At 72.8% G+C, this 25918-nt stretch carries 21 protein-coding genes and 1 pseudogene; 14 read left to right on the top strand and 8 right to left on the bottom strand.

All coding sequences use genetic code 11. The annotated features are described in order from the left end of the window. Window positions 1-203: pseudogene (locus tag ACWD35_RS37200) on the bottom strand (dihydrofolate reductase family protein); the annotation flags it as partial. 22 nt (window positions 204-225) lie between these two features. Next, the gene (locus tag ACWD35_RS37195; RefSeq protein WP_451355790.1) at window positions 226-975 is read right to left on the bottom strand and encodes an SLATT domain-containing protein; all 750 of its coding nucleotides are present in this window, start codon (window positions 973-975) and stop codon (window positions 226-228) included. Window positions 976-1210: 235 nt separating this feature from the next. On the opposite strand from ACWD35_RS37195, the gene ACWD35_RS37190 reads away from it, so the two are divergent. The 7 genes from ACWD35_RS37190 (at window position 1211) to ACWD35_RS37160 (ending at window position 7689) form a co-directional block, all read left to right on the top strand. Next, window positions 1211-1555 (top strand): YbaB/EbfC family nucleoid-associated protein, encoded by a 345-nt coding sequence (locus ACWD35_RS37190; RefSeq protein WP_451355789.1) that lies wholly within the window; start codon window positions 1211-1213, stop codon window positions 1553-1555. 110 nt (window positions 1556-1665) lie between these two features. Next, window positions 1666-2265, top strand: a complete 600-nt coding sequence (gene recR / locus ACWD35_RS37185; RefSeq protein ID WP_451355788.1) for a recombination mediator RecR — start codon at window positions 1666-1668, stop codon at window positions 2263-2265. Then, a complete protein-coding gene (locus tag ACWD35_RS37180) occupies window positions 2258-2920 on the top strand; it encodes a DUF5063 domain-containing protein (RefSeq protein ID WP_451355787.1) in 663 nt (220 codons plus the stop codon). The genes recR and ACWD35_RS37180 overlap by 8 nt, the downstream gene beginning before the upstream one ends. A gap of 248 nt (window positions 2921-3168) precedes the next feature. Next, the gene (locus tag ACWD35_RS37175) at window positions 3169-4440 is read left to right on the top strand and encodes an aspartate kinase (protein ID WP_451355786.1); all 1272 of its coding nucleotides are present in this window, start codon (window positions 3169-3171) and stop codon (window positions 4438-4440) included. Then, window positions 4440-5507 carry an aspartate-semialdehyde dehydrogenase gene (locus ACWD35_RS37170; protein ID WP_451355785.1) on the top strand — a complete coding sequence of 356 codons (1068 nt, stop codon included), beginning with the start codon at window positions 4440-4442 and terminating at the stop codon, window positions 5505-5507. Before ACWD35_RS37175 ends, ACWD35_RS37170 begins: the two co-directional genes overlap by 1 nt. 317 nt (window positions 5508-5824) lie before the next feature. Beyond that, window positions 5825-6511, top strand: a complete 687-nt coding sequence (locus ACWD35_RS37165; RefSeq protein WP_451355784.1) for a SigE family RNA polymerase sigma factor — start codon at window positions 5825-5827, stop codon at window positions 6509-6511. 110 nt (window positions 6512-6621) lie between these two features. Beyond that, window positions 6622-7689, top strand: coding sequence for a hypothetical protein (locus ACWD35_RS37160; RefSeq protein ID WP_451355783.1), 1068 nt, complete (start codon window positions 6622-6624; stop codon window positions 7687-7689). On the opposite strand, the gene ACWD35_RS37155 is transcribed toward ACWD35_RS37160, so the two are convergent. After that, a complete protein-coding gene (locus tag ACWD35_RS37155) occupies window positions 7662-8456 on the bottom strand; it encodes an SURF1 family protein (protein ID WP_451355782.1) in 795 nt (264 codons plus the stop codon). The genes ACWD35_RS37160 and ACWD35_RS37155 overlap by 28 nt on opposite strands. Before the next feature lie 135 nt (window positions 8457-8591). On the opposite strand from ACWD35_RS37155, the gene ACWD35_RS37150 reads away from it, so the two are divergent. Next, a complete protein-coding gene (locus tag ACWD35_RS37150) occupies window positions 8592-10445 on the top strand; it encodes a prolyl oligopeptidase family serine peptidase (RefSeq protein ID WP_451355781.1) in 1854 nt (617 codons plus the stop codon). A gap of 33 nt (window positions 10446-10478) precedes the next feature. On the opposite strand, the gene ACWD35_RS37145 is transcribed toward ACWD35_RS37150, so the two are convergent. The 3 genes from ACWD35_RS37145 to ACWD35_RS37135 all read right to left on the bottom strand — a co-directional run bounded on the left by ACWD35_RS37145 (window position 10479) and on the right by ACWD35_RS37135 (window position 13968). Further along, window positions 10479-12353 (bottom strand): NAD-binding protein, encoded by a 1875-nt coding sequence (locus ACWD35_RS37145; RefSeq protein ID WP_451355780.1) that lies wholly within the window; start codon window positions 12351-12353, stop codon window positions 10479-10481. Window positions 12354-12450: 97 nt separating this feature from the next. Beyond that, window positions 12451-13269: an SCO2400 family protein gene (locus tag ACWD35_RS37140; RefSeq protein WP_451355779.1), complete on the bottom strand. Its 819-nt coding sequence runs from the start codon at window positions 13267-13269 to the stop codon at window positions 12451-12453. A gap of 180 nt (window positions 13270-13449) precedes the next feature. Beyond that, the gene (locus ACWD35_RS37135; protein WP_451355778.1) at window positions 13450-13968 is read right to left on the bottom strand and encodes a hypothetical protein; all 519 of its coding nucleotides are present in this window, start codon (window positions 13966-13968) and stop codon (window positions 13450-13452) included. A gap of 202 nt (window positions 13969-14170) precedes the next feature. Here ACWD35_RS37135 and ACWD35_RS37130 point away from each other — a divergent pair, with 202 nt between their 5' ends. Next, window positions 14171-15988: an APC family permease gene (locus ACWD35_RS37130; RefSeq protein ID WP_451355777.1), complete on the top strand. Its 1818-nt coding sequence runs from the start codon at window positions 14171-14173 to the stop codon at window positions 15986-15988. A 299-nt stretch (window positions 15989-16287) separates the two neighbouring features. After that, a complete protein-coding gene (locus ACWD35_RS37125; protein WP_451355776.1) occupies window positions 16288-17862 on the top strand; it encodes a hypothetical protein in 1575 nt (524 codons plus the stop codon). On the opposite strand, the gene ACWD35_RS37120 is transcribed toward ACWD35_RS37125, so the two are convergent. Beyond that, window positions 17859-18599: an acetoacetate decarboxylase gene (locus ACWD35_RS37120; RefSeq protein WP_451355775.1), complete on the bottom strand. Its 741-nt coding sequence runs from the start codon at window positions 18597-18599 to the stop codon at window positions 17859-17861. The two genes, ACWD35_RS37125 and ACWD35_RS37120, sit on opposite strands and share 4 nt — an antisense overlap. A gap of 123 nt (window positions 18600-18722) precedes the next feature. Further along, entirely contained in the window at window positions 18723-20297 is a 1575-nt protein-coding gene (locus ACWD35_RS37115) for a Na+/H+ antiporter (RefSeq protein ID WP_451355793.1), read from the bottom strand. A gap of 235 nt (window positions 20298-20532) precedes the next feature. On the opposite strand from ACWD35_RS37115, the gene ACWD35_RS37110 reads away from it, so the two are divergent. The 4 genes from ACWD35_RS37110 (at window position 20533) to ACWD35_RS37095 (ending at window position 25909) form a co-directional block, all read left to right on the top strand. After that, window positions 20533-23070, top strand: coding sequence for an ATP-binding protein (locus ACWD35_RS37110; protein ID WP_451355774.1), 2538 nt, complete (start codon window positions 20533-20535; stop codon window positions 23068-23070). A 10-nt stretch (window positions 23071-23080) separates the two neighbouring features. Further along, window positions 23081-23458: a hypothetical protein gene (locus ACWD35_RS37105; protein WP_451355773.1), complete on the top strand. Its 378-nt coding sequence runs from the start codon at window positions 23081-23083 to the stop codon at window positions 23456-23458. Next, window positions 23404-23907, top strand: a complete 504-nt coding sequence (locus tag ACWD35_RS37100; RefSeq protein WP_451355792.1) for a hypothetical protein — start codon at window positions 23404-23406, stop codon at window positions 23905-23907. The genes ACWD35_RS37105 and ACWD35_RS37100 overlap by 55 nt, the downstream gene beginning before the upstream one ends. A gap of 85 nt (window positions 23908-23992) precedes the next feature. After that, entirely contained in the window at window positions 23993-25909 is a 1917-nt protein-coding gene (locus ACWD35_RS37095; protein WP_451355772.1) for an NAD-binding protein, read from the top strand. Window positions 25910-25918 lie beyond the last annotated feature (9 nt).

Below are 25918 nucleotides of genomic sequence, written 5' to 3'. Positions count from 1 at the left end.
GGGAGGAACTCGACGTCCTTGAAGGTCCACCCGGAGTTCCGGTAACCGGGCTCGCCGCCGGGGGCCTCCACGACGCCGTCGAGCGAGATGAAGGCGGTGCTGATCAGAGTGCGCATCGGGGGCTCCTTGGGGTGCCGTGCCTGGTCTCGGTGTCTTGTGCCTGGCTTTCGGGATCTTTGACCGGGGGCGCCGGAAAAACTCATCGGCCGTTGCCCGCCGGAATCCTCAGCGCGGCTCCGGGGGGCGCTGGCGGGGCATGTTCGGGCGGGTGCCGTTCGGCGGGGGGAGGGGGAATCTGCCGACCGCGCTCGCGGACTCGGCCCGGGCGCCGGAGGCCACCGCCGTCTGGATGCCGAGGGGGGTCGGGCCGGTGCGGAACTCCACCATCCAGTCGGCCGTCTCCGTGCGGACCAGGTCCGTGACGTCCTCCGAGAAGCGGCGCAGTACGCCCAGGCAGCGCTCGGTGGCCTCGCTGGCCGTGCCCTCCGTCGGGCCCAGTACCTCCCGGACGCTCTCCGACGCCCAGTCGAACTGGAGCGCCTGGAGCCGCCGGTGCACGGCCTGCGCGGTGGCCACATCCCTTATCCAGCCCGAGGTGACACCGAAGAAGCGGTCCACGCCGACGCAGGAGACCGCGAGCAGCAGAGCCAGATAGCCCCAGGGGGCCACGCCGCCCAGCATCCCGGTCAGGTCCAGGAGGGGGAGGGCGGCGCCGGTCACCGCGCCCGTGGCGGCCCCTGCGCGCAGCGCCCGCGCCCCGCGCCGTTTCCATACCCGGTCCGCCAGATACCAGGCCGCCGTGTCCAGCGCCCCGCGCTCCACCCAGCGGTACAGCTCGTCCAGCCGTTCCGCCGGCTCCCCCCAGTCCCCGAGCGGGAACTCCCGCCCGGTCAGATCGCCCGGCCGCAGCCCGGCCGCACCCTCGCCCCGCCCGTCCTGAGGCGGACCCTCGGGCTGCATCTCCGGCTGACCCACCCGGCACTCCTTATGAACGGTTACATTGCGTGACATTGCACGCTGTCACACGGTCCCCTTCCTACCGCCCAATGGGTAACGAAGGGGTGGCTTTCCCACCTTTTCCGCCCAGAAGAGCGCCGTGATCAGGTATAGGGCACGCCATGTTCTCACTCGAAAGAGTGGCGGGGCGATGGCCGCGTGGACCACGTAGGCTCGTGCACAACGGAGGAAACGACGAATCCAGGAGCTGATCGTGATTCCCGGTGGTGGCCAGCCCAACATGCAGCAGTTGCTCCAGCAGGCCCAGAAGATGCAGCAGGACCTCCAGCAGGCGCAGGAGGAACTGGCGAACACGGAGGTCGACGGGCAAGCGGGCGGCGGGCTGGTGAAGGCGACCGTGACCGGCGCCGGTGAGCTGCGCGCGCTGAAGATCGACCCGAAGGCGGTGGACCCGGAGGACACGGAGACCCTCGCCGACCTGATCGTGGCGGCCGTACAGGCGGCCAACGAGAACGCGCAGGCCCTTCAGCAGCAGAAGCTCGGCCCGCTGGCGCAGGGCCTGGGCGGCGGCAGCGGCATCCCCGGTCTGCCGTTCTGATCCGCTGACCGTTCTGGTGTTCGCCACGCGGGCGACACCCGCACCGCCTTCCTAGGACAGGCGGCAGCCAACTACCGTACGTACCGAAAGGTCTCCAGGAGGGCAGTCCGTTGTACGAAGGCGTGGTCCAGGACCTCATCGACGAGCTGGGGCGGCTGCCCGGCGTCGGTCCCAAGAGCGCGCAGCGGATCGCCTTCCACATCCTGCAGGCCGAGCCGACGGACGTGAAGCGGCTCGCGCAGGCGCTGCTGGAGGTCAAGGCGAAGGTCCGCTTCTGCGCGACCTGCGGCAATGTCGCACAGGAGGAGCTGTGCAACATCTGCCGTGACGCCCGGCGCGACCCCTCGGTCATCTGCGTCGTGGAGGAGCCGAAGGACGTCGTCGCCGTCGAACGCACCCGGGAGTTCCGCGGGCGCTACCACGTCCTCGGCGGCGCGATCAGCCCGATCGAGGGCGTGGGCCCCGACGATCTGCGGATACGAGAACTTCTCGCGAGGCTGGCCGACGGAACGGTCACGGAGCTGATCCTGGCCACGGACCCGAATCTGGAAGGCGAGGCGACGGCGACGTACCTCGCCCGCATGATCAAGCCCATGGGCCTGAAGGTCACCCGCCTGGCCAGCGGCCTCCCGGTGGGTGGCGACCTGGAATACGCGGACGAGGTCACCCTCGGCCGCGCCTTCGAGGGGAGACGACTCCTAGATGTCTGACGCCACGCTGCACGCCACCGCGCAGGACCCGGACGACTTCGCGGTCCAGATCGCGGACCAGATCGAGAGCTTCCTGGTGGCGGTCACCGAGGTCGCGCGGGGCGACGAGCCCGACTCGGCGGTGCCCTTCCTCCTCCTGGAGGTCTCCCAGCTGCTGCTGGCCGGCGGCCGTCTCGGCGCGCACGAGGACATCGTCCCCGACGAGCGCTACGAGCCCGACCTCGGCCCGGAGCAGGACGTCGACGTGCTCCGCGAGAACCTCGCCCGCCTCCTGGACCCCGTGGACGTCTACTCCGAGGTCTTCGACCCCTACGAGCCCCGCAAGGCGCCCGTCCCGGCCCGGATCTCCGACGACCTCGCCGACGTCGTCACCGACCTGCGCCACGGCATGGCCCATTACCGCGCGGGCCGCACCGTCGAGGCCCTGTGGTGGTGGCAGTTCTCCTACTTCTCCAACTGGGGCAGCACCGCCTCCGCCGCCCTGCGCGCCCTCCAGTCCCTGGTCGCCCACGTCCGCCTGAACCAGCCCCTGGAGGAACTGGACGGCCTCGACACCGACCAGTCCGACATGGGTGACGAGACCCTGGAGTTCGAGGCGGGCCGCGTCATGGCCGAGGAGATCGGCGGCCCACTGGGTCTGCGCCCGGCCAAGTAGCCGGCGGCTTCGGGGGCGCTCAGTCGTGCCCGTGAGGCGGCCACCACGCTCTCAGGTCCGGCACTGTGACCCGGGGCACTTTCCGCGTGTTCCGGCTTCGGGCGGGCATGAGGTCGTACGGACGTCGTGCGGACGACATGGATGTCCGTGCGGCGCGCGTCCGACGTCTCACCATGCGGGAGCAGGGAGGCGGAATTCGGACGCTCGATAGACTTAGCCGACACAAACGAACCGAGCGAGGAGCGCACGTGGGCCTTGTCGTGCAGAAGTACGGAGGCTCCTCCGTAGCCGATGCCGAGGGCATCAAGCGCGTCGCCAAGCGGATCGTGGAAGCCAAGAGGAACGGCAACCAGGTGGTTGTCGTCGTTTCCGCGATGGGCGACACGACGGACGAGCTGATCGATCTCGCCGAGCAGGTATCGCCGATGCCTGCCGGGCGTGAGTTCGACATGCTGCTGACCGCCGGAGAGCGTATCTCCATGGCCCTGCTGGCCATGGCGATCAAAAACCTGGGCCACGAGGCCCAGTCGTTCACCGGCAGCCAGGCAGGCGTCATCACCGACTCGGTCCACAACAAAGCCCGGATCATCGACGTCACGCCGGGCCGGATCCGGGAGTCGCTGGACAAGGGCAACATCGCCATCGTCGCCGGGTTCCAGGGCGTCAGCGCCGACAAGAAGGACATCACCACGCTCGGCCGTGGCGGTTCCGACACGACGGCCGTGGCGCTCGCCGCCGCGCTCGACGCCGAGGTCTGCGAGATCTACACCGACGTCGACGGCGTGTTCACCGCCGACCCGCGCGTGGTGAAGAAGGCGAAGAAGATCGACTGGATCTCCTTCGAGGACATGCTGGAGCTCGCGGCCTCCGGCTCCAAGGTGCTGCTCCACCGCTGTGTGGAGTACGCCCGCCGCTACAACATCCCGATCCACGTCCGGTCCAGCTTCAGCGGGCTGCAGGGCACGTGGGTCAGCAGTGAGCCGATTGGGGACCAGAAGGTGGAGCAGGCCATCATCTCCGGTGTCGCGCACGACACCTCCGAGGCCAAGATCACGGTCGTCGGCGTGCCGGACAAGCCGGGTGAGGCCGCCGCGATCTTCCGGACCATCGCCGATGCCGAGATCAACATCGACATGGTCGTGCAGAACGTCTCCGCCGCCTCCACGGGGCTGACGGACATCTCCTTCACGCTGCCCAAGACCGAGGGCCGCAAGGCCATCGACGCGCTGGAGAAGAACCGGCCGGGCATCGGCTTCGACTCGCTGCGCTACGACGACCAGATCGGCAAGATCTCCCTCGTCGGCGCCGGCATGAAGACCAACCCGGGCGTCACCGCCTCCTTCTTCGAGGCGCTGTCCGACGCGGGTGTGAACATCGAGCTGATCTCCACCTCCGAGATCCGCATCTCGGTCGTCACCCGCGCCGACGACGTGCCGGAGGCCGTGCGCGCCGTGCACACCGCCTTCGGGCTCGACTCCGACACCGACGAAGCCGTCGTCTACGGAGGCACGGGCCGCTGATGGCGGAGACCGGGAGGCCGACGCTCGCGGTCGTGGGAGCGACCGGGGCCGTCGGCGCGGTCATGCTCCAGATCCTGTCCCAGCACGCGGACATCTGGGGCGAGATCCGTCTGATCGCCTCCCCGCGCTCGGCCGGCCGTAAGCTGGCCGTGCGCGGGGAGGAGGTCGAAGTGGTCGCCCTCACCGAAGAGGCCTTCGACGGGGTCGACATCGCGATGTTCGACGTGCCCGACGAGGTCTCCGCCCAGTGGGCGCCCATCGCCGCCGCGCGCGGCGCGGTCGTCGTGGACAACTCGGGCGCCTTCCGGATGGACCCGGAGGTGCCTCTCGTGGTGCCCGAGGTCAATCCGCACGCGGCCCGGTACCGGCCGCGCGGCATCATCGCCAACCCCAACTGCACGACCCTGTCGATGATCGTCGCCCTGGGCGCGCTGCACGCCGAGTTCGGGCTGCGCGAGCTGGTCGTGTCGTCGTACCAGGCGGTGAGCGGGGCCGGGCGGGCCGGTGTGGACGCGCTGCGGGCCCAGCTGTCCCTGGTCGCCGACACCGAACTGGGCACCAAGCCCGGTGACGTACGGCGGGCCGTCGGGGACGACACCGGGCCGTTCCCGGAGCCGGTCGCGCTGAACGTCGTCCCCTGGGCCGGATCCCTGAGGGCCGACGGCTGGTCGTCGGAGGAGATGAAGGTGCGGGACGAGTCCCGCAAGATCCTCGGACTGCCGACGCTGCCGGTCGCCGTCACCTGCGTCCGGGTGCCGGTGGTCACCGGCCACTCCCTCACCGTCCACGCCCGCTTCCAGGGCGAGGTCACGGTGGACGGCGCCCGCGAGATCCTCGCCACCGCCCCCGGTGTCGTCCTCTACGACGACCCGGACGCCGGTGAGTTCCCCACCCCCGCCGACGTCGTCGGCACCGACCCCACCTGGGTCGGCCGGGTCCGGCGCGCCCTGGACGACCCGACCGCGCTCGAACTCTTCGTGTGCGGCGACAACCTGCGCAAGGGGGCCGCGCTCAACACCGCGCAGATCGCCGAGCTGGTGGCGTCCGAAGCGAACGGCCGCGCCTGACGCCAGGGGCTGCCGCGCTGAGCGGTGCCTCACAGATATTTGCGACTGACAGCTTTATAGGATCCGGGTAAGAATCTTCTCCCCGCCCCGTGCAACCACGCGCGAGGCGGGGAGCGTCTTTGCGGTCACCCCTGCGGGGGCGTGGGGACGTGGAGGAATTCGGCGTGGGGACGTCGGGCTCCGGGCGTGGGGACGCCCGTTCACATGGGACATAGGGGAAGAGCGGGGCGCATGACGGCACTTGAGGCACGGCCGGTTGTCGCACATGTGATGTCCGGCACGTACAACCCTCCCGGGGGGAAACGTGTCCAACTGGCGTGGCAGAGGTACTCGAACTCTCAGCGGCCCGCGGCACGGCGGCCCTCCGGCCGCCCCGGGCGGCGCTCCGGCCGCCCCGCATGGCCGGCGGCATGCCGGTGATCGCGCCCATGCCCGCAGCGCGGCCCGCCCGCATACCCAGCCAGCGTGACGACTCCGAGGACGCCGCCGCGGTCGCACAGCCCGTGGCGGCCGGCACCACCGTCGACCACCTCACCGAGACCTACCGTGCGCACTACCGCTCACTGCTGGGTCTCGCGGCGCTCCTGCTCGACGACACCGCCTCCTGCGAGGACGTCGTCCAGGAGGCCTTCATCCGGGTCCACTCCGCGCGCAAGCGCGTCCGTGACCCCGAGAAGACCCTCGCCTACCTGAGACAGACGGTCGTCAACCTCTCCCGCTCCACCCTGCGCCGGCGCATCCTCGGCCTGAAGCTGCTCGCCAAGCCGATGCCCGACATGGCGAGCGCCGAGGAGGGCGCCTACGACCAGCTGGAGCGCCGCGACCTCATCAAGGCCATGAAGGGGCTCCAGCGCCGCCAGCGCGAGGTCCTCGTGCTGCGCTACTTCGCGGACATGACCGAGGCCCAGGTCGCCGAGGCCCTCGGGATATCCCTGGGCTCGGTCAAGGCCTACGGCTCGCGGGGCATCGCCGCCCTGCGCGTCGCCATGGAGGCGCCCGCATGAGCGGCGGCGCCGAAGGGGGCGATTCACATGCCGGTTCAGCTTCCGGGGGAGGCGACTCCCATGAACGCCATCCGCACGAGCACACGCAATCGCACGCTGGGAACGGAACTGTGAACCACAGCCCCGACGAAAAGGGCCCCGAGGAGCGGGACCCGGCCCTCGCCGGGCTCGCCCCGGAGGAGCAGGCCCTGCGCCGGATGCTGCACTCCGTGGTCGACGACCTCGAACCGCGCACCGGCACGCTGAACCATCTGCGCCGTGCCGTTCCCGCCCGGCGGGCCCGCAAGCGGCAGGCCGTCGTCGGCATGGCCGCCGCCGCGCTGTTCATCGGCACCGCGATCCCCGCGCTCGTGCACGTCACCGACTCCGGCAGCCCCGACCTCAACACCGGCATGGCCGGCCAGTCCTCCCAGGCCCACGACGGCAAGGGCCGGGCCAAGACCCAGGGCGGCGGTTCCGGCACCCGGCGCGACGACTCCGGCGGCCGGGCCGAGCAGCCCGGCAGAGAGCCCGGCAGCAGCGGCGACGGCCATGGCCAGAGCGCCGGCACCGACACCGGCTCCACCGGCGGCGTGGACCCGTCCGCCACCCTGGTGTCGGCGGCTCCGGTGTGTACGGCGGACCAGCTGGGCACCCCCACCGGCAGCGCCCAGGCCCCCGACTCCGCGGGCGCCGTCTACGGCAGCTTCCGCGTCACCAACGTCTCCCGCTCCGCCTGCACCGTCGGCGGCGCCGGCACGGTGGGCGTGACGCCGCAGGGCGCCGCCGACCCGGCCAAGGTCAGCGCCGTGCGGCATGCGGCCGGGGACGCGGCGGCCGGCCTGCCCGACCCCTCCCAGGAGGTCTCCGGACTGGTGCTGCAGCCCGGCTCGGCCTACGAGGAGCAGTTCGTCTTCGTGCCCTCGGAGAACTGTCCCGTGACCGGCGGCACCACCACCGGCGAGGCGACCGGAGGCCCCTCGCCCGACCCGTCCGCCACCCAGGACCCCGGCACCACCACCGGCACGGACACGGGCGGTTCGGCGGGCACCACCACCCAGCTCGTCACCGGGGACGGCGAGGCCGACGGCAGCGTCGTGGTCACCCACACCAGCCAGACCGGTTCGACGGCGACGGCGACGGTTTCCGACGCGTGCGCCGGGACCGTGTACTACACCGGGGTGCTGGCGGCGTCGTAGGTCTCCGGCTCCGGCACCAGTCCCAGTGCCGCGTCCCGCACGAACTCCACCTCGCGGCGCAGCAGCCGGAACCACATGAAGACGACGAAGCCCGCGAAGACGAACCACTCACCGGTGTAACCGAGGTTCTGGAAGGCCTTCAGGTCGAGCCCGGTGTCGTCCGGTGCGGTCGCCGGTACGGCCTTCATCCCCGCGTCGGCCTTGTCCAGGGTGACCCAGGCGTCGTACAGCCGGTACGGCACCAGGTTCACCAGCGAGGCCGAGCTGATCGCCGCCGTCTGCCCGGCGGGCAGCCCGCCGCGGGAGCTGATCCCGTTGTCCCCGGGGGTCTCGGACGCCTGGAGCGCGCCGGTGACGGTGACCTCGCCGGCCGGCGCGGCGGGCGCCTTCGCCGGGTCCGCCGTACCGGGCAGCCAGCCGCGTACGACGGGCAGGGCCTTGCCGGAGTCGGTGCGCAGGAGGGTGAGGACGTAGAAGCCGCGCTTGCCGTCCAGCTGCCGGTCGGGCACCAGGAGCTGCTTGCCGTACCGGCCGCTCGCGGTGGCCCGCCGGCCCGACGTGCTCTTGTCGACGGGCAGCAGCCCGGCCAGCGGCCGGGCGGCCTCGTGCCTGCCGGAGTCGACCCGCTCGGTCGCGGTGCGGTGGTCCTGCATCCGCGCCTCGAACCGGCTCAGCTGCCACGACCCCATGAAGATGCAGAAGGGGATGGCGAGCAGCACGAAGACGTTGATGCCCCACCAGCGGGGTGTCAGCAGAAACCGGTACACGCCCCCCACGGTACGGCGCCGGTGCGGGGCGGACGGGCCCGGGGTTCGCCGAGTTACGCGAAGTTATCCACAGCCTGCGCATGAACGACACCAATTGTCGGTGCGGCCAGGCAATATGGGCGCATGACTGGGGCCATGAGCGAGAGCAACAAGCCGGACGTGCGTGACGCGGCGGACGAGCCTGACGCGGGGGGCGCGCCCGCCGCGCCCGAGATGCCGGAGTGGGAGCGGCGCTTCCGGGCGCCCCGGGTGTCCCTGCCCGACTGGGCGCTGGACGCGCCGCACCGCTCCCTGTTCGTGTCGAACGCGACGGGCACGTACGAGCTGTACGCCTGGGACCGCACGACGGGCGAGCAGCGCCAGGCCACGCACCGGCCGAACGGCACGACGGACGGCGTACTCTCCCCGGACGGCGCTTGGATCTGGTGGTTCGACGACAAGGACGGCGACGAGTTCGGTGTCTGGCGCCGCCAGCCCTTCGGCGGGGGCGCGGACGAGGCGGCCGTCCCCGGCCTGGACCCCTCCTACCCCTCCGGCCTGGCCCTGGCCCGCGACGGCCGCATGGCGGTGGTGGGCCGCTCCACTGACGAGGAGGGCACGACGATCCACCTGGCCCGCGAGGGCGAGGCGACGGCCGAGATCTACCGGCACCGCGAGTCGGCCGGCGTCGGCGACCTCTCGTACGACGGCTCCCTGATCGCCATCGAGCACACCGAGCACGGCGACGCCATGCACGCGGCGCTGCGCGTGCTGCGCCCGGACGGCATGACGGTCGCCGAGCTGGACGACACCAAGGGCGGCACCGAGGAGCTGGGCCTGGAGGTGATGGGCTTCGCCCCGGTCGCCGGCGACACCCGCCTGCTCATCGGCCACCAGCGCCGGGGCCGCTGGGAACCGCTGGTGTGGGACGTGGCCACGGGCGAGGAGACGGACCTGGCCCTGGACCTCCCGGGCGACGTCGGCGCCGAGTGGTACCCGGACGGCTCGGCCCTGCTCGTCGACCACGGCTTCGAGGCCCGCGGCGAACTGTTCCGCTACGACCTGGCGACCCACGAGCTGACCCGCATCCCCACCCCGCCCGGCACGGTCTCCGGGGCGACGGCCCGGCCCGACGGCAGCGTGGAGTACCTGTGGTCGTCGGCCGCGCACCCGCCCGTGGTCCGCTCCACGGCGGGCGGGATCGTCCTGGACCCGCCCGGCATGAAGTGCCCGCCCTCGGTGGCCGTGCAGGACGCGTGGGTGGAGGGCCCCGGCGGCCGTATCCACGCCCTGATCCAGAAGCCGGCCGGTGCCACGGGCCCCCTGCCCACGGTCTTCGACCTGCACGGCGGTCCGACCTGGCACGACAGCGACTCCTTCGCGGCGGGCCCGGCGGCCTGGGTCGACCACGGCTACGCGGTGGTCCGCGTCAACTACCGCGGCTCCACGGGCTACGGCCGCGCCTGGACGGACGCGCTCAAGCACCGGGTCGGCCTGATCGAGCTGGAGGACGTCGCCGCCGTCCGCGAGTGGGCGGTCGCCTCGGGCCTCGCCGACCCGGCCCGGCTGGTCCTCACCGGCGGCTCCTGGGGCGGCTACCTCACCCTCCTCGGCGTCGGCACCCAGCCCGAGGCGTGGGCGGTGGGCGTCGCGGTGGTGCCGGTCGCGGACTACGTCACGGCCTACCACGACGAGATGGAGTCCCTGAAGGCCATGGACCGCACCCTCCTGGGCGGCACCCCGGAGGAGGTCCCGGAACGCTTCGAGGCGTCCTCCCCGCTGACCTACGTGGACGAGGTCAAGGCCCCCGTCTACATCTCGGCGGGCGTCAACGACCCCCGCTGCCCGATCCGCCAGATCGACAACTACGTCAAGAGACTGGAGTCCCGGGGCGCGGTCCACCAGGTGTACCGCTACGACGCCGGGCACGGGTCGCTGGTCGTGGACGAGCGCATCAAGCAGGTCCGCCTCGAGATCGAGTTCGCGGAGCGGCACTTGGGCCGGGCGTAAGAGGGCTCTTCGGGTGGGAGCCCCTTCGGGGGCTCAGCCCAGTTCGGCCAGGCCCCTTCGGGTGGCGGCCACCACCACACGGTCCTCCTTCTGGAGCACGCGGTCGGGCGGGACATCGGTGTGGCCCTCCAGGGCCAGGACCCGCCAGGCCCCGGCCCGGAAGGCCTGGGACACCGTCCTGCCCTCCAGCTCCGGGTGGCCGGCCACGTCCACCGCGGCGAACAGCAGGACGCGGCGTTCCACCGGGATCGCGCCGAGGATCTGCCGGCCGAGCATCGCGCCCGCGAACGCCGGTGCGGCGAGGTGCGTGACGCTGCGGCTCCGGGTGCGGGCGTGCGGGTGGGCGGCGCGCAGGGTGCGGTAGACGGCGGTGGCGAAGTCGTCGTCGTACAGGCGCAGGACCACCCGGAGGTCCGGGCGGACGGACCGCGCGTACAGCACCGCCTCCAGGTTGGTCGTGTCCGCGCTGGTCACCGCCAGCAGGACGTGCGCCCGGTGGATCTTCGCGGCCTCCAGGACGCCCTCCTGGGTCACATCACCGAGCACCACGGGCACGCGCAGCCGCCGCGCGGTGGCCAGCCCCCTGGCCTCCGGGTCGGACTCCACGCACACCACCGGGATCTGCAGCTCCCGCAGCCGGGTCAGCACCCGGGTGCCGATCTTCCCGAGGCCGAGCAGCACCACGTGTCCGCCCAGGCCGCGCGGTGGCTTGCGCAGCGCGGAGGTGGTGCGGAACGTGCCCAGCGCCTCCAGTACGGCGGCCAGCAGCACCGGAAGGAGCAGCAACCCGACGAGCCCGGACAGCAGTTGCAGGATCTGCCGGCCGAGGGACTCCCCGATGGCGGGGTTGTCGATCGCGAACATGTCCAGCAGCGTGAGGTAGAAGGCCTGCAGCGGATGGATGCCCGTCACCACCCACAGCGCGACGGCCAGCGCCAGCACGCAGCCCACGATCCCCGCGAGCGACCACCGCAGCCGCCGCGAGAACAGCGAGCCGAGCGCCACCACGCCCCCCGCTCCGCGCCCGGCCAGGGGTGACCCCGGCTCGGCCGCGGACGACACCTGCTCCAGCACCACGGCCGCCCGCCCGGCGGCCCGCCGTACCTCGTCGTCGTCCGGGAGCAGCCGGGGCCCGTGCTCCCCGCTGCCCTCGGACCCGTCGGCCCCGGCGGGATCGGTGCTGGTCGCGGAGAGCAGGGCCAGCGTGCACAGCCCGGGATCGGCGATCTGTCCGACCCCGGCGGGCAGCCGTTCCACGGCCCGCAGCAGCAGCCCGTCGGTCTGGATGACCTTGCTGGTGCCGGCGACCGCGGAGGCGGCCAGCGCGGGGGCGGCGGTGTCGGCGTCGGACAGCACGGTCGTGGAGACGTCCACGGTCCCGTCCAGGCCGTCCCCTATCGCCAACGTGGCTGCCTGATCGAGGAGTTCCTCGATGTGCTGGCCCAACCGCCGGTTGTAGAGGCGCAGTACGAGCCGGAGCCTGGGGTTGAGGCGGCGGGCGGTCAGCGCGGCGCGGATGTTGGTCTCGTCGTCGTCGTACACGAGGGCGAGCGCGGCGGCCCGCTCCACACCGGCCTCGGCGAGCATGGCCTCGGTGACCTCGACGGCCTCCAACACCCGTTCGCCGTCGGCCCGGTTGGCGTTGCCGCTGGTGCCGGGCGAGAGCGCACTCCCGGCACTGCCGGTACTTCCACCGTTTCCACCGTTTCCACCGTTCCCGCCGGTCCGGCCGACGGCGGCGCTGACCATCCGGTCGAGCAGCGCCGTCGCGCCGCGCGCCCGGCCGACCACCGGGGGCCGGGCCGTGCGCTCGTTCGGCGGTACGACGAGGACGACCTGTTCGCCGTAGACGCCGCGCAGTTCGGCGGCCAGCCGGTGCGCGAGCCCGTCGTCACCGCAGACGATCATGTGCGCCGGCGGTGCGCCGGGCCCGCTTTGATTCGGAACGCTCCCCACGACGGGAAAGACTGCCCCAAGGAGACCGGTGGTTCCAGGAACGGGCCTGTCAGCCCAGGCAGAGCAGGACCAGGCAGATCTGGTTCTGGTTCGGGGAGGTCGCCGTCGGGGTGGAGGGGCTGGTGGCCGGCGTGGAACTCGGCTGGGAGTCGGAGCCGGTGCTCGTGCCCGTACCCGTGCTCGGGGTGGTCGTGCTCGGGGCCGGAGCCGGCTGCTGCGTCGCCGTGCCGGTGCTGGTCGACGGGATGGTGGTGTGCGGGTGCGAGACCGGGGCGACCGGGCGGGGCGGTGCGACGGCGTCCGGGCGGGTCATGGCCGGCGCCGCCGGGACGGTCGGCGCGCGGTGCCGCCCCGTCGGAGCGGCGCTCGCCGGGGAGTGCGTCCGGGACGCGGTGGGCGTCGCCCGGTGAGCGGCGGGCGGCGGCGTCGAGTCCGTACGGCCGCCCGCACCCGGCGCCAGGACGGCGTCACCCATGGGCCGGTCGTCCGGCACGGTGGCCGCCTGCGCCTTGTCGTGGGAGTGCCGGTCCAGCGAGGCGACGGTCAGGCCGCCGCCGACCAGCGCGACGGCGGTCGCGACCACGGCCCGCCGCTGGTTCTTCTTCCAGCGCGCCCGCTGCCGGCGCCGGGCCGCGCGCCCTTCCGAGGCGACCGCCACACCGGCGGTTTCCGCGGAGAGGTCCGGGCCCAGGCCGTCGTCCATGCCGTCGTCCAGACCGTCATCCAGGCCGTCACCCAGGCCGTGATCCACGCGGTCCGCCGTGCGGTTCGCCGTGCTGGGCGGAGCGATGTCCGGGGCGTAGGCGCCGCACCCGGGGCAGACCAGGGCGCCGTTGAGGTGCCTACGACACGAGGAGCAGTAGTCCATCGGGATCTTCGGGGTCTTCCTGCCTCGACTGCGCCGTCGGCCCACCGGGGCCACGGCCTGGACGCGCCCGCACAGGAGATCGAGCGGTCAGTCACGCTAACGAGGCATTCGAAAGGCTGTGTGCAGCGTGTGTGACGCTCCTGCACGAATTCCTGGCGGACCTCGCAGGCAGGCGGGCGTTCAGGAGAGCCCGGACGCCCGCAGAACCGCCTGCGTGGTCTCGTCGTCGATGCGGCGGCCCAGACGGTCGAGGACGTCCGCTCCCTGGCGGAGCGTGCCGCGCTCCAGGGAGCGGCGCACGCCGGTGTCGAGGGCGTGCCAGAGCAGCGGGTTGGCGACGAGGACCCGGGGGTCGAGTTCCAGGCGGTGGCCGTGGATGTCGCGCAGGACGAGGTGGGAGGAGACGCCGTCGTACTGCCGTACGGCAGCCAGCGCGTCCGTGTGCACCACGACCCGGCGCCAGGGGGTGCGGACGGCCAGCCAGCCGGGGCCCGCACTCACCCGCTGCGGCAGCAGGACGGTGCACACCGTGGCCGACAGGGTGACCCAGAGCAGCGCGCGCAGCGGCGTCAGGCTTCCCGCGTCCCAGTCGACGAGGATGCTCAGGGCGCAGAACGCCAGGGCGCAGCCCACCGCGAGCCGGGCGCTGCCACGCCAGTGGCGGTCACCGGCCGGTCCTGCCGGTCCGCTCCGTCGCATGGCAGCGACGCTAAGCGCCGCACCACCCCCGGCCAGTGTTCCTGACGGGCTTCTGACACCCGGGTGGCGGATCCTGACGGGTTCCTTACGCGTGCGGGGGCGGACGGCTGCCGTACGCACGGCCGGCCGATCCCGGGAAGCCGTACGGCCGTCTCCCGGAGACACTGGTCGCGACCGTGCTGCCGTCCATGGTGAGGTCCCGATGGCGTATGGCCTGGCACGCCGTGAGGTGGAACCGCGGGTACCGCTGCGCCCGGGCGAGGGGGAGAAGCACCACCTCACCAGCATGGAAGGGCTGGCCGCGCTGTCGCTGGACGCGCTCAGCTCGGTCGCGTACGGCCCCGAGGCCATCGTGCTGGCCCTGGTGGCCGCCGGGACCGGCGCGCTGACCGCCACCCTGCCGATCACGCTGGCCATCACGTTCCTGCTCGCGGCGCTCGTCGTGTCGTACGCCCAGGTCATCGCCGTACACCCGGACGGCGGAGGCGCCTACGCCGTGGCCAAGAAGGACCTGGGGGCGACCCCCAGCCTGCTTGCCGCGGCCAGTCTGGTCGTCGACTACGTCCTCACGGTCTGCGTCAGCGTCACCGCCGGCGCCGACGCCCTGGCCTCCGCCTTTCCCGCCCTGGCCCACGACAAGCTGCTGGTGTGCCTGGCCGGCCTCGCGCTGCTGACCGCCGTGAACCTGCGCGGCGTGACCGAGAGCGCCCGGGTGCTGATGCTCCCGACCGTGCTGTTCATCGTGGCCATCCTCGGCATCGTCGCCGTCGGCCTCTTCCGCTCCCGTCCGGCGGCCGTGGTGGGCGGCGCGCAGCCCGTCCAGGCGCACGAGGCGCTGGGCGTGCTGCTCGTCCTCAAGGCGTTCTCGTCCGGCTGCTCGGCGCTGACGGGAGTGGAGGCCATCGCCAATGCCGTGCCGACCTTCCGCACCCCGAGGGTCAGACGTGCCCAGCGCACCGAGTTCATGCTGGGCGCGCTGCTCGGCCTGATGCTGATCGGCCTCGCCGTGCTGATCCGGCGCGACCACGTCGCCCCGCGCTCGGACGTCACCGTCCTGGCCCAGCTCACCGCGGGCGCCTACGGCGACGGCTGGGCGTACTACGCGACCAACCTGATCGTCACCCTGGTCCTGCTGCTCGCGGCGAACACCAGTTTCGGCGGGCTGCCGGTGCTGATGAGCCTGCTGGCCCGCGACCACCGGCTGCCGCACCTGTTCGGGCTGCGTGCCGAACGGCCCGTCTACCGGTACGGGGTGGTGGCGCTGGCCCTGCTGGCCACGCTGCTGCTCATCGCCTCCGATGCCGACACCCACCGGCTGATCCCGCTCTTCGCGATCGGCGTGTTCATCGGCTTCACCCTCAGCCAGCTCGGTCTCGTCCGGCACTGGGCCACCCAGCGGCCCCGGGGCTGGAAGCGCCGTGCGCTCATCAACGGAACCGGGGCGGTGCTCACCACCCTGGCCGGGTGCATCCTCCTGTTCACCAAGTTCCTGGAGGGCGCCTGGGTGGTCGTGATCGCCGTACCGCTGCTGATGCTGCTGTTCTCCCGCATCGAGCGCTACTACACGGCCGTCGGCGAGGAACTGGGTCTCGGCCGCATCCCCGGCCCGCCCGCCCCGCGCCCCGGCAGCCTGGTGATCGTCCCGCTCGGCGATGTCAGCAAACTCGCCCGGCACGCCATCGGCGCCGCCCTCGCGCTGGGCGACGAGGTGGTCGCCGTCGCCGTCCACAACGACCCGGACAAGACCCGGGCCCTGCAGGAGGCGTGGGCACGCTGGAACCCGGGGGTGCGCCTGGAGGTCATCGACAGCCCGCACCGCTCACTCGTCCAGCCGATGGTCGACTACGTGCAGCACGCGGCCCGGGACGGACGGCAGGTCGCGGTGCTGATCCCCGAGGTCGAACCCCGGCACCGCCGCTACGAGATGCTGCAGAACCAGCGGGGTCTGCTGCTGGCGACCGTGCTGCGGGCCCGCACCGACGTCGTGGTCTGCATGCTGCCCTACCGGCTGCACGTCTGACCCTCTCCGCTACGCGCCGAGGTGACGGCTCGCCACCGGGCCGCCGACCGCACGCTTGATGCCGACGAACGGCGGTAGGACAAGGGAACCTAACCCCCCATTCGGCCCCAACCTCCCTGATCCGGAAGGAATTTGCGGCACTCATACGGCCCGGCCCAACGGGGCGTCAAAGAGCCGTCAAACAAAGCCGAGCGGCCGTCAGGGACGCGTCAACGCAAGCCAACGGTGGCCGAATTCGGTCACAGACTGGTCGGCAACGGGGGACGGGCGACCGTCCGTGGCGTGACGTTGGAGGGACCGTGGCCATCACGGCCGGAACAACACAGGGTCCTGCGACCGAGGGGGAGACGCCGCCACAGCCGACGACGGTCGCCCCGGCGGGCAGCAGCCCCGGTCCGCGCGAACGGGGGGGTTCGCGGACGGGCGATCCCGGTCCGGGGCTGCGCCCGCGCCGGCAGGTCGTGGCCGTGCGGGCCGCTCTGCGCCGCCGTTTCCGGGCCACCGTGCCCGCACGGCTGCGCCTCCTGCGCGCGGCCACGCTCCTGCTGACCACCGCCGTCGCGGTGCTGCTGCTCGTCGCCGGACTGTCCGCGAACGGCACCTGGTCCGACGTGACCGGCCGGGACGCACCGCGCACCACGAGCGCCGCTGACCTCAACCTCGCCCTCAACGACATGGACGCGCAGGTCGCCAACATCCTGCTGTCCAGCGGCAACGCGGGCAAGGACCGGCTCAAGACCCCGTACGACAAGGCCGTCGGGTTCTACGGCGACGCGCGCCGCGAGATCGGCCACGACCTGCGCACCCTCGCCGTCGCGGCGCAGGGCGACCGGTCCGCCGAGAAGACCGTGGAGAGCCTCACCGACGACTTCGCCGCCTACCAGGAACTCGTCGGCCGTGCCCTGGAGAACGACGCGCACACCGGCGGCAAGCCCGCCGCCCTGGTCGACTACCGCCAGGCGACCGACCTCCTCCAGGCCAAGCTCCTGCCCGCCGCGCGCACACTGGTGTCGGCCAACGACGCCAACTTCGAGGCGGCCTACCGCTCGGCCGACTCCGCCCTGTCCGCCCGGCTCGCCGCCGTCATTGCCCTCGGCGTGCTGCTGCTCGCCGCGCTCGGCGTCCTCCAGTGGTACCTGACCCGCCGCTTCCGGCGGATCCTCAACCCCGGCGTGCTGGGCGCCACCGTCTGCACCCTGCTCGCGGTGATCCTGGGCGCGCAGCTGCTCGGCACCAACGCCGACGACCTGCGGGTGGCCCGCCACGACGCCTTCGACTCCGTCGTCGCCCTCTCCCGCGCCCGCGCCATCGCCTACGACGCCAACGCTGACGAGAGTCGCTTCCTCCTCGACCCCGCCCGCCGCGACCAGTACGCGCGCTCCTTTCTCGACAAGTCGCAGAAGCTGTACGGCCTCGACGGCGCGACCCTGTCGACGTACGACGAGAAGCTCGCCACCACCTGGCGCGCCTACAGCACCGACCACCGACACCTGGGCTTCACCGGCGAGTTCCGGCGCGAGCTGGACAACATCACCTTCCCGGGCGAACGTGCCGCCGCCGAGCGGACCGTGGACACGTACGCCGTCTACGAACGCGACGACCGCAAGGTCCGGGCGCTGCTCGCGGCCGGGAAGGAGCGGCAGGCGGTGGAGTTCTGCATGGACTGGAAGCCGGACACCTCCAACGCGCACTTCGGGGAGTGGATGGCCGCCCTGGACAAGGTGACGGACATCAACCGCGCCCACTTCGACTCCTCGGCGGCGGACGGCCGTTCGGCAGTCGGCGACCTGCTGCCCTGGGCGGACGGGCTGCTGCTCGCGGCGATGCTCCTGACCGCGCTCGGCCTGCGGCCCCGGCTCGCCGAGTTCCGTTAGCCGGCGGCCAGATAGTCGTGGACGACCTCGGCGCGGCCGAGCGTGAGGTCGGTGAGCAGATGGCTGGCCGAGACGATCTCCAGCACGGGCAGGTCGGCCAGCGGTGCCAGGGCGTGCGCGAAGAGCTGGAGCCGCGCCGGTCCGGTCCAGGCGCCCTTGACCGTGACGTCGGAGATCTGCGTCCGGATCAGTTCGCAGATGCGCGGGGTGCCGTCATAGCCGGGGAGCTTCTTCACCATGAAGGTGGGGACGGTCAGTTCGTCCAGCGCGGCCGTCTCGTGCAGGACGGCGTGCTTGTAGCCCATCGTCGCCGTGGCCACCCGGACGGTGCCGTAGTCGAGGGTGCCGATCAGGGTGTCGGAGTCGACGTACAGCCCTGGTGCGCCGAGCTTCTTCGGAAAGGCGCCGAGTTCCCGGCCGCTGGCGATGGCGGGGTGGTTGTCGACGAACATGGCGAGGTTGTACTCGCCGCGCTCACCGTCGTGTTCGACCACCGCCAGATGCCCGGACTCGGTGTAGTCGCCGAGGCCCGTGACGTCCGGCATGCGCATCACCTCGAACCGGACCAGCGGCTCGGGGACCCGCAACGGCTCGGGGACCACCCGGGCCAGGGCCTCCGGGTCGGTGCGGTAGGTGATGTTGAGGTACTGGCGGTCGTGGAAGCGGTAGTGGCCCTCGGGGTAGGCGGGGGCCGCCAGCGGGGTCGTCCACCGCTTCAGCACGTCTTCCGTACGCATACCGGGCCCTTCTCGCGTAGGTGTCCGCCGACCGTCCGTCCCCGCCCAGCCTCGACGTGCTCCCATGCCCCGGCCAGCCGCGCCGTCCGCTCGGGTGAATCCGGAACGGGCCCGGGCGGCGCCCTACGCGTCCGAGAGCCGCGCCTCCTCCAGGTCCAGGGAGCGCTGGAGGCGGCGGCGGGTCGTGTCGCTGATGCGGTGGTCGTCGTACAGGCGCTGTAGTTCCGCCGTCTCCACGGCTATCAGGTCGCGGCGCAGCTGGCGGTAGACCAGGTCGGCGGACTCGGTGGCCACGGCGGCGCCGTTGTTCTCGGCGAGGCGGTCGCGGGCATCCTCCAGGCGGGCGTTCAGGCCGCGCCGCAGCCGGTCCAGGACGACGTCCGGTACGGCCTCCAGCTCCGCCAGCTCCTCCAGCCGGCCGAGTCCGGCGTGGGCGAGACGGGAGCGGGCCTCGAACTCCTCGCGTTCGGTGTGCGCGGGCTCCAGGGCGATGCCGGAGGCGCGCACGACCGGGGCCAGCGTGAAGCCCTGGACGACGAGCGTCACGACCACCACGGACGTGGTCAGGACGAGGACCAGGGGACGGTCGGCCAGGCGGGTGCCGCTCCGGGTGACCTCCGGGATGGACAGCGCGGCGGCCAGCGGCATGACCCCCCGGGTGCCCGCCCAGGTCAGCACCACCGGGATGCGCCAGTTCAGCCGACTGATCCCGCCCTTGCGCTGCACGACCGCCGACAGCGGCGCGAGCCACAGCAGGCGTACGGCGACGAGCGTGGCGGCCACGGCGAGGGCGTACAGCGGCCAGGACCGGTCGCCGTCGGCCAGCGCCCGGACCTGCGCGGGCAGCGCCAGCCCGATGAGGGAGAAGACCACGCTCTCCAGCAGGAAGACGACCGTGCCGTAGACCGCGTGCAGCTGGAGCCGTATGCGGGCGTTGGTGAGCCGGTCGCCCCGGCCGCCGAGGACCACCCCGGCCACCACGCACGACGTCACCCCGGAGGTGTGCGCGGCCTCCGCCAGCAGATACGCGGCGTACGGCGTGACCAGGGCGATCACCGTCTCCAGCACCGGCTCCTCGGTGCGCCGCCGGATCAGCGCCACCACACCGGCCACGGCGGCCCCGATCACCGTGCCGCCGCCGGCGAGGACCAGGAACTTGGTGCCCGCCGAGCCCCAGTCCGCCGCCGCCGACGCGACGGCGATGCCCGCCGCCACCCGGACCAGCACCAGCGAGGTCGCGTCGTTGAACAGGCTCTCCGCCTGTACCAGGACCTGCACCTTCGGCGGCAGGGCGAGCCTGCGGCCGAGCGCGGTCACCGCCACCGGGTCGGTGCTGGCCAGCACCGCGCCCAGCACGAACGCCATCTGCCAGGACAGCGGGGTCACCGCCGCGGCCACGGCGGCGACGGCCGCGGCGGACGCCAGGACCAGGCCGATGGCGAGTATCCCGACCGGTTTCCACACTGCCCGCAGCTCCCGCCAGGGCATCTCCTCAGCGCTCGCGTACAGCAGGGGCGGCAGGACGACGAGGCCGATGATCTCCGGGCTGATCTCGATCTGCGGGGTGCCCGGCAGCAGTGCCACGGCGAGACCGGCGACGACCAGGAGCGAGGGGGCGGGAATGCGCCACCGGCGTGCGAAGGTGGCCACCACGGTGGCCAGAATGACCAACGCGAGTACCGTGCCGACGCTCCGCATGCCGTCCCCCTGGGGTACAGAGGGAGCCACCCTGGCTCCCCCGCCGACCAGACTTCCCGGCACACCGCCTTCACCCTATCGGCCCAGGTCACGTCAAGACAGTGTCAAGGTCCTCGTGAGCGGCGCAAAGGATCCGCTAACACCGGAACGCGGTGGCCCGCGGAGGGGCTTCCTTAGGAGCAGTCCCCCTTGCGGAAAGGGGAGTTGACCATGTGAGCGGAGCGCATCGACGGCGATGAGTGACGTACGGCCCGGACGGCTGAAGGTCTACCTCGGGGCGGCACCGGGGGTCGGCAAGACCTACCGGATGCTCGACGAGGCGCGGCGCCGCGCCGCCCGCGGGGCGGACGTGGTGATGGGCTTCGTGGAGTGCCACGGGCGCCGGCACACGCAGGAGATGCTCGACGGCCTGGAGACCGTGCCGCGCGCCCGCTGCACCTATCGCGGCGGGGACTTCGAGGAGATGGACCTGGCCGCGGTGCTGGAGCGCCGCCCGCAGGTCGCGATCGTCGACGAGCTGGCCCACAGCAACGTCCCCGGCGGGGGCCGCAACCCCAAGCGCTGGCAGGACGTCGAGGAGCTGCTCGCCGCCGGTGTCGACGTCGTCACCGCGCTGAACATCCAGCACCTGGAGTCCCTCAACGACGTGGTCGAGAAGATCACCCAGGTCCCGCAGCACGAGACGGTCCCCGACGAGGTCGTCCGCCGGGCCTGGCAGATCGAGCTGGTGGACATGCCGCCCGAGGGGCTGCGCCGCCGCATGGCGCACGGCAACATCTACGCCCCCGAGAAGATCGACGCGGCCCTCGCCAACTACTTCCGCCCCGGCAACCTGACCGCGCTGCGTCAGCTGGCGCTGCTGTGGGTGGCCGACCGGGTGGACGAGGCACTCCAGGAGTACCGCTCGCAGCACGGTATCGGCGGGGTGTGGGAGACCCGCGAGCGGGTCGTGGTCGCCCTGACCGGCGGGCCCGAGGGCGACACGCTCGTGCGGCGGGCAGCGCGGATCGCCGACCGGTCGGCCGGCGGCGACCTGCTGGCCGTGCACGTGGCCCGCAGCGACGGCCTGGCCGGCGGTGTCTCGGCCGCCTCGCTCGCCCGGCAGCGACGGCTCGTGGAGGACCTCGGCGGCAGCTACCACTCAGTGGTCGGCGACGACGTGGCGACCACCCTGGTGGAGTTCGCCCGCGCCGAGAACGCCACCCAGCTGGTCCTCGGCACCAGCCGCCGCGGCCGGCTGGCCCGGTTCCTGAGCGGGCCCGGCACGGGGGAGACCGTGACCGAGCTGTCCGGCGACATCGACGTCCACCGGGTCACCCACGAGCGGGCCGGGCGCGGCACCCTGCTGCCCTCGCGGCGCCGCACGCTGTCCACGGCCCGTCGGATCGCGGGCCCGGTGGCCGGACTGGTGCTGCCGGTCATGCTGACGGCAGCCCTCGCCCAGGTGCGCGGCACGCTGGACCTCACCAGCGAGGCGCTGCTCTTCCTGCTCGCCGTGGTGGGGGTGGCCTGCATAGGCGGTGTCGCCTCAGCGGTGATCGCGTCGGTGACGGCGTCGCTGCTGCTGAACTACTGGTTCATACCGCCCATCGGCGCCTTCACCCTGAACGATCCCAATGCGCTGGTGGCGCTGGGCGTGTTCGCGGTCGTGGCGGCCACCGTGGCCGCGGTCGTGGACCGCTCCCTGCGCCTGTCCCGCCGCTCGGCCCGCGCCACCGCCGAGGCGGAGACCATGTCGTCGCTGGCAGGAACGATCGTGCGGGGCGAGGCGACGATACCGGCCCTGCTGGAGCGGACCCGGGAGACCTTCGGCATGGAGTCGGCGGAGCTGGCCGACGAGCCGCCGGATACCGACGGCGCCACGGCCGGCGGAACCACGGCCGCCGGCATCACCTCCGTGCCGGCCGGTCCGGGCGCCTACCTGGTGCTGCGCGGCCGGACCCTGTCCTCCTCCGAACGGCGGGTGCTGGCCGCCTTCGCCGCGCACGTCGGCTCCGCGGTCGAGCGGGCCCGGCTGGCCGAGGCGGCGGCCGAGGTGGAGCCCGTCAAGGCCGCCGACCGGATGCGTACGGCGCTGCTGCGGGCCGTCGGCCACGACCTGCGCACCCCGCTCGCGGCGGGCTGGGCCGCGGTCACCTCGCTGCGCAGCCGCGACGTCGAGTTCTCCGCCGCCGACCGCGACGAACTGCTCGCCACCGCCGACGAGTCCATGGCCAAGCTGAACCGGCTCGTGGAGAACCTCCTCGACCTGAGCCGGCTGGAGGCGGGCGTCCTCACCCTGAACCTGCGCGCGACCTCGCTGGAAGAGGTGCTGCCGATGGCACTGTCGGACGTGCCGGAGGTCGTCGAGGTGGGGGACCTGGAGGGGATCCCGGCGGTGTTCGCCGATCCGCCGCTGCTGGAACGGGTGATCGCCAATCTCGTCGGCAACGCCGCGCGCCACACCCCGCCCGGCCGGCAGGTGCTGGTCAGCGCCAGCGCGCTGGCGGGCCGGGTGGAGCTGCGCGTCGTGGACCGCGGCCCCGGCCTCCCGCCGACCGGCCGGGACCACCTCTTCGAGCCCTTCCAGCGGCTCGGCGACACCGACAACACCACCGGTCTGGGCCTGGGCCTGGCCCTCGCCCGGGGCCTGACCGAGGCGATGAGCGGCACGCTGACACCGGAGGACACACCGGGCGGCGGGCTGACAATGGTGGTGTCGCTGCCGTTCGCGGACCAGGCCGGGCAGACCCGGCAGACCGTTCCCGCCGAACCGACGGAGCACACCGTGTAGGAGGTACGTGATGAGTACCGAAACCGGCATCTGGAGGGCGCACCACGGACGTCCGGGCCGCGCCAAGGCCCCGGGCCGGCCGCGGCGCGACCGGCTCGCGCTGGCCGCGGGGCTGCTCGCCCCGTTCCTGGTGGCCCTCGCGCTCGTCCCGTTCCGTACCGGCCTGTCGCACACGAACGCCGCGCTGGTCCTCGTCGTGGTGGTCGTGGCGGTGGCCGCGCTGGGCAGCCGTACGGCGGGCGCCGTGGGCGCGCTGTCGGCGGCGGCCTGGTTCGCCCGCGGCGCAGCCGCTATGGACACAGCTTCCTCACCCGGCCGTACGGGACCTTCGCCATCTCGGCGTCCGCGGACATCTGGACGGCGGTGCTGCTGCTGGCGGTCGGCCTGATCGTCTCCCAACTCGCGGCCCGCGCCCGCCGTCTGAAGGTGCTGACGGTGACGGACGCGGACCACCTGGCCCGGATCCACCGCACGGCGGCCCTCGTCCAGTCCGCCAACTCCGCCGACACCGTGGTCGACCACGTCCGCGGCGAACTGACCGGCCTGCTCGGCCTGCGCGCCTGCCGCTTCGAGTACGGCACCCTCCTGGGCCGGCTGCCGCGGCTGGAGCAGGACGGCAGCGTGACGGTGGGCCGCCGCACCTGGAACCCGGACACCGACGGCTGGCCCGAGGGCGAGATCGAACTGCGGGCGTTCGGCAACGGCCACTACCTGGGCCGCTTCCTGCTCACTCCGGGCCCCGGTGACGTACCCCCGCTCCAGGCCCGCCTGGTCGCGGTGACCCTGGCGGACCAGACGGGCGCGGCGCTGGACACGGCGGGGCCGGTGCGCGGGTAGCCCCGACGCGTTCCCTCACGTGATCCTTACCTCGGATCGGCGGCGGGACGGAACGGTACCGTCCGTCCCGCCGTTTCCTTCCGGTGTGACGTCAACTCTCCATATACGGCGGGACATCGGCCAGCGCTCCCAGCACATGGTGATCTGCGGCGACGACGGCCTCGCGCACCGGCTCGCCCTCGAACTGGACGCGGTGTGCGGCGAGGTCGTCACCGTGGTGCTGCCCTCCCGCGACGACGAGTACGGCGCCGGGATGGCGGCGCTGCACGACGACCCGCGCTCACCGGTGGAGCTGCTCGTCTCCGCGCGCCCCGACGAGCGGACGCTGCGGGCCGCCGGGGTCGAGCGGGCCGCCGCGCTTGCGCTGACCTACCGCGACGACCAGGTCAACATGACCGCCGCCCTGCTGGCCCGCAACCTCAACCCGTCCGTGCGGCTGGTGGTGCGGATGTTCCGCCGCGAGCGCGGCCGGCACCTGGAGCGGCTGCTGGACCGTGCCGCCGAGCGTGCCGAGGACCTGGCGCAGGACACCTCCACCACGGTGCTGTCGGACGCCGACACCGCCGTACCCGAACTCATGGCCGCCGCCGCCATGGGCCACGGGCACACCATTCAGGTCGAGGACCAGGTGTTCCGTGGGGTCGTACGTCCGGCCGGGGCGCCGGCGCAGGCCGCCGACCTGGCCACCCTCGCCGTGCTGTCCGGCGCCCACCAGGACGACCCGGCGAGCGAGGACAGCCCGGAGACGCCGGGCGACGACGGCACGCAGCTGCTGCCGGACACCAGGACCGCCTACCACCGCCAGTTCACGCACGGCCGGCTGATGCTGGAGGAGGTCACCCACCACCAGGCGCCGGAAGAGGCCCAGCGCGGCCGGTCCGGCCGCCGGGCCGGCGCCTGGCTGCGGGCCAAGCTCGCGCACCTGCCGTGGAAGGTCTTCCTGTCCCGCGAGGTCACGGCCGTCTACGGGGCGCTGGGCGCGATGGAACTCGCCCTGGCCGCCGCCACCGCGCTGTTCGCGGACGAGCATCCCTGGTGGAAGAACCTGTACCTGCCGATGCTGGACATCTTCACCATGGGCGACCCGGCCACCAACGAGTCGGTCGCCCGCCGCGTCCTCCAGCTGATCGCCGGTTTCGTGGGCCTGGCGGTGCTGCCGCTCGTGGTGGCCGCGACGCTGAACGCCACCGAGGCGTTCCGCGCCGCCTCCGCGAGCCATCCGCCGGACGAGGACACGAGCGGCCACATAGTCCTCGTCGGTCTCGGCAAGATCGGCACCCGGGTGCTGGTCCGGCTGCGCGCCACCGGCCATCAGGTCGTGGCCGTCGAACGCGACCCGCACGCCCGGGGAGTCGCGCTCGCCCGCGAACTCGGCGTGCCGCTGATCCTGCAGGACGCCACCGACCCCGGCGTGCTCGAACTGGCCCGGGTCCGCGCCAGCGGCTCGCTGCTCGTCCTCACCCGCGACGACGGCCAGAACCTCGACATCGTCATGGCGGTCCGGGAGATCAACCCGCAGGTCCGCGTGGTCATGCGGCTGTACGACGACGACTTCGCGGCGACCGTCCAGCGCACCCTGCGCGCCTCCTACCCGGACGCGCTGACCCGCAGCCGAAGCGTTTCCGCGCTGGCCGCGCCGTCCTTCGCCGCCGCCATGATGGGCCGTCATGTGCTGGGCGTGATGCCGGTGGAGCGGGGCTCGCTGCTGTTCACCTGCGTGGACGTGGCCGGCCATCCCGAGCTGGAGGGGCGTTCCGTGCACGAGGCGTTCCGGGAGAACGAGTGGCGGGTGCTCGCCGTCGGGGCGGCGGGCCCGTCCGCCGCCCCGTCCGCCATGGACACCCTGACCGGGCTCCGCCCCGCCCGGCCCGGCTTCGACTGGCGTCCGGCACAGGGCCGGGTGCTGCGGGCGGGCGACCGGGTGGTGCTGGCGACCACGCGGCGCGGGCTGGACATCCTGATGACGGGCGTCCAGCCGCATCCCCCAGGGCGGCGGGACTGAGTCGACACC

The organism is Streptomyces sp. NPDC002671, assembly GCF_053592475.1.
This window is presented reverse-complemented; position numbering and strand designations above follow the sequence as displayed.